Origin of the sequence: uncultured Kiloniella sp., from assembly GCF_937128705.1 — a bacterium.
In the GTDB taxonomy this organism is placed as follows: Bacteria; Pseudomonadota; Alphaproteobacteria; order Kiloniellales; family Kiloniellaceae; genus Kiloniella.
In genome coordinates, this window is the sequence record NZ_CAKZMP010000297.1 from 1 (window position 1) to 3,450 (window position 3,450).

Consider the following 3,450-nt stretch of genomic DNA (forward strand, 5'->3'; position numbering starts at 1 on the left):
AATGCAAAAAGTAAGAATAATACAGGCTGTAACAAAGAAGATATCGGATATAGAGGCCACGCTATCTGATAAAGGGATTGCGATAGAAATGTGTGAGGATTTTCAAAAACTGGAAAGGGTTTGTAACTCGATAGAAGACAGGAAGTCCCTTTCCGAGCCTTTTAGTTCCAAGTATTTCGATATTCTGCCTCGGGATGGTTTTTGGATTAGAGGTTTTAATCAGGATGGTAATACGGTTAGTACACAGGTTATGCGTCTTTCTGAACTTGGGGAGACCAATTTAGCCACACTATGGCAGCAACAGCTCAAACGCTTACATGGCGGGAAGCTCATGACGACATCTAGCCCTGGTGCTCAACTTATCAATGGCAGAGTTGTGTATCACGGGGATGTTTGGGTTGATCATTCCTGTGCCCGTATGAACCTTGGGGGGATTATGTCCCATCTCGCTTTGTCAGTTGCGTTACTTAAATGGGCGCCGGATTTTGTTTATGGTTTTATGCGGGAAAAACTTTGTTTATCAGGTTTTGCGTTGAAAGAAGGGTATTTTCACTGTGAACCCATCGGTTCTCATTGGGTAGAACAACCCCGGGAAATCGATCCTAGCGATTGGCTCGTCTGGATGGGGCGTCATGACCTGGAATACCTTGCTCAACATAAAATGATTTCAGGCTTGTTATGCTCCCAATAACATTTCCGCCGCTTTTAAAGCGACAGGGTAAAAGCAGGCGCTGATAACTAACTAGACAATTTCCTTTCACCGGGTGAGCCAATGGGGCGACGACTTCATGAGCCGTTGGTCTATTGTCTTCGAGAACCTTGATATAAGATTCTGTGACAGCCAAATCAAATTCAGCATCGGGCAAGGTCGATCCGGTACAGGTTTCTGCCCAGTTATGCCCGAATACCTGGGCTGTTACCGATGTATTTCCGGCATGAATAAGCGGGGGGATACGGTCTTCCCGCTGGATAACTGATATTTGCAAATTTTCTAGTATGCGTTTGGTTGCCTGGTCCCGACCGATGATACCACCAGAATTTTCCCACCACTCAAGTCCTTGCGACAAAAGGATATTGGCATTACCCGAAGGTAAGGTTATAGGGGCTAATGTGATAACATGTTTTGTCATCAAAACTTTACACAGCAAGAAACACACTACGAGCGAGAAAAGAACAATGCCATTAATAAGAGCATTCGGCAATTGTTAAACACGTTTAGTGTTGTTTTGGTTGTGAAAGCTTAAGTTTTAAATGAACAGATATGAGGATGAAGACGTAAGTAAGGTTACAGTTAAAAGGTACTGTTATTTTGATGAGTAGACGGTGATAGTAGTCATCGGAAGAATTTTATTGTTTCTGAGCAAGCTAATGCATTCAATAACTCTGTGCTCTTGACGTGTAGAGAAAGCCGAGAGCGCACCGCTTGTCAGAATGTTTTTTGAAAAATGGTGCCGTGAGGTAGAATTGAACTACCGACCCCGTCATTACCAATGACGAGATTAGCTAGGCCAGTATAGATCACTTGAGTTCAAGCCTATTGAAATTAAAGGAAAAATAAATAATAATAAATTCAGGTGGGATCAGGTGAGGTCATGTATTTCCCTATTCCAGTGACTCTCTCAGTGACTCTTCCCGCGACTCTGGGGGTGACTCTTAAGGAGATATTTATGGGCCGAATTAAAATTAATGATTCAAGTATTGTTAACTTGCCCATCACAGGGAAAGACAAAAGGTACTTTTTTAAAAATGATGCCTTCCCTGGTTTTGGAATAAAAGTAACAGCACGGGGCAAGAAGCAATTTATTTATAAGTGTATCGTTCGTGAAAAGCAGATGCAGCTATCTCTGGGATATTTTCCAGCAATAAACTGCCAGAAAGCGATCGAACTTTATAATGAATATAGATCGATTGTTCAGTCTGGGGGAGATCCGAAGGATAAGGGACTCACTGTCAACGATGTTTTCAGAAAAATGGAAAAGAGAGACTGGGAGGAGCAAGCCGCAGTTGGTAAACCTGTAACATCAACGATTAAAGATCAGGGGCGCAATTTTAAAAACAAGATTTTACCTGCAATTGGTACTAAGCCAGTCAAGGATGTGAAGTTACAAGATTTAGAAGATATAATACATCAGGTAAGGGTCAAAGACAGAAATCCTTCTCTCGCAGTAAAAATCCATAACCACTTAACTAAGTTATATAATTTTTCTGAACGTCGTGATTATGTAGACAAAAATTTAGGGAGTAGGCTCTCAAAGCCGGCAACGCCTCCAGGGCGAACAAATTTTGGCGATTTAAACGACCTCAAGATTATTTGGAACAATCTTGCAGTGTCTTCTTCAAATATATCCATACAAAACAGTATTAAGCTAGTGATGTTAACTGGTCTTAGAGTTGGTGCTGCGGTATCGATTAAAAATGAAGATATAAATACGAAACAGATGTATTTTACTGTCCTTGAAAAGGGGGAGAAGAGAAGGCTCTCTAAAGATCGATTAAAATATCATTTAATCCCTCTAACAGAGATGATGTTAGCACTATTCAGCGAGGTCGCTGAGTACTACCCCGGGTCACCCTATGCATTTCCCCAAGATGCGAATATTGATGAACACACAACGAGATCTGGTCCTTCCCAAGCGCTAAAAGAAAATTTTGATAACGGCTTATTTGAAGAAGCAAAGCGCTTCACTAACCATGATCTTAGAAGAACGATGAATTCAGTTGGTGTGAATGACCTAAAAATTCCAAATTTTGGTGTGGGTGACAAAAAGCTTATTATTGACAAAATCTTGAGCCACAAAACTAAAGAAAATGGTCGAACTGGACGACCTCAGGACGATCACTATGATATGAATTCTTATCGGGAAGATAAGAAAAAGGTTCTAGATAAATGGGATGAGATTGTTTTAACAAAAGTTAATGAAGACCTTACTGATCAAATTGATAGAATTAAGAATAGGACAGAGGTCACCATAGAAGAAACTGAAGATAGGTACGTGGTAGAAGCAAATCGCGAAGATGAGTGGTCAAAAATAATCATTCCTAGAAGCAACAAAGTTCCCACTATCCATGCAGGTTATTTAGAAGAGTTGTTTTGATGTCTGTATTTAATTTTGACCTAACGTTTGATTTGGAAAATAAAAAACCGGACCAAGCTGTAAATGACTTGATCCGGTATGGGTTTAACGATGCAATTTTCGGCATTGGAAAAAATGGAAAAATAAGAATTAAGTTTGCAAGAAATGGTAGATCTGAAGAGGTTGAAAGAGAGAAATTAATAAAAGAAATCTCACAGATTTTATCTGTAGAAGACTCGACTTTATCTGACACCGCGCCCTTTTCACCGGAGTGAATTAGGCGCGGCACATCTCTTGCGAGATGATGTGGTTATCCGCTTTGATGGTGGTGCGAACCAAACCATCAAATGAGGAAATCACAATGTTGAATAGTAGC

General features: G+C 40.5%; 4 protein-coding genes and 1 tRNA gene. 3 read left to right on the forward strand and 2 right to left on the reverse strand.

Features of this window, described 5'->3' with window-relative positions; all coding sequences use genetic code 11:
• A partial coding sequence (locus tag Q0241_RS14835) for a hypothetical protein (RefSeq protein ID WP_299378851.1) occupies positions 1 to 691 on the forward strand: 691 nt, incomplete at its 5' end.
• On the opposite strand, the gene Q0241_RS14840 is transcribed toward Q0241_RS14835, so the two are convergent.
• Both Q0241_RS14840 and Q0241_RS14845 read right to left on the reverse strand, forming a co-directional pair.
• Complete coding sequence (locus Q0241_RS14840; protein ID WP_299378853.1) at positions 603 to 1,130, reverse strand: hypothetical protein; 528 nt, start codon at positions 1,128 to 1,130, stop codon at positions 603 to 605. The genes Q0241_RS14835 and Q0241_RS14840 overlap by 89 nt on opposite strands.
• A gap of 316 nt (positions 1,131 to 1,446) precedes the next feature.
• A tRNA-OTHER gene (locus tag Q0241_RS14845) sits at positions 1,447 to 1,522 on the reverse strand.
• A gap of 145 nt (positions 1,523 to 1,667) precedes the next feature.
• Between Q0241_RS14845 and Q0241_RS14850 the strand changes: the two genes are divergently transcribed.
• Positions 1,668 to 3,095 carry an integrase family protein gene (locus Q0241_RS14850; RefSeq protein ID WP_299378855.1) on the forward strand — a complete coding sequence of 476 codons (1,428 nt, stop codon included), beginning with the start codon at positions 1,668 to 1,670 and terminating at the stop codon, positions 3,093 to 3,095.
• Positions 3,095 to 3,349 carry a hypothetical protein gene (locus Q0241_RS14855; RefSeq protein ID WP_299378857.1) on the forward strand — a complete coding sequence of 85 codons (255 nt, stop codon included), beginning with the start codon at positions 3,095 to 3,097 and terminating at the stop codon, positions 3,347 to 3,349. Before Q0241_RS14850 ends, Q0241_RS14855 begins: the two co-directional genes overlap by 1 nt.
• Positions 3,350 to 3,450 lie beyond the last annotated feature (101 nt).

Excerpts from the sequence above, each read along its gene's own strand:
- Q0241_RS14855 (WP_299378857.1), top strand. The coding sequence starts at position 3,095 with ATGTCTGTATTTAATTTTGACCTAACGTTTGATTTGGAAAATAAAAAA.
- Q0241_RS14840 (WP_299378853.1), bottom strand. The coding sequence starts at position 1,130 with ATGACAAAACATGTTATCACATTAGCCCCTATAACCTTACCTTCGGGT.
- Q0241_RS14850 (WP_299378855.1), top strand. The coding sequence starts at position 1,668 with ATGGGCCGAATTAAAATTAATGATTCAAGTATTGTTAACTTGCCCATC.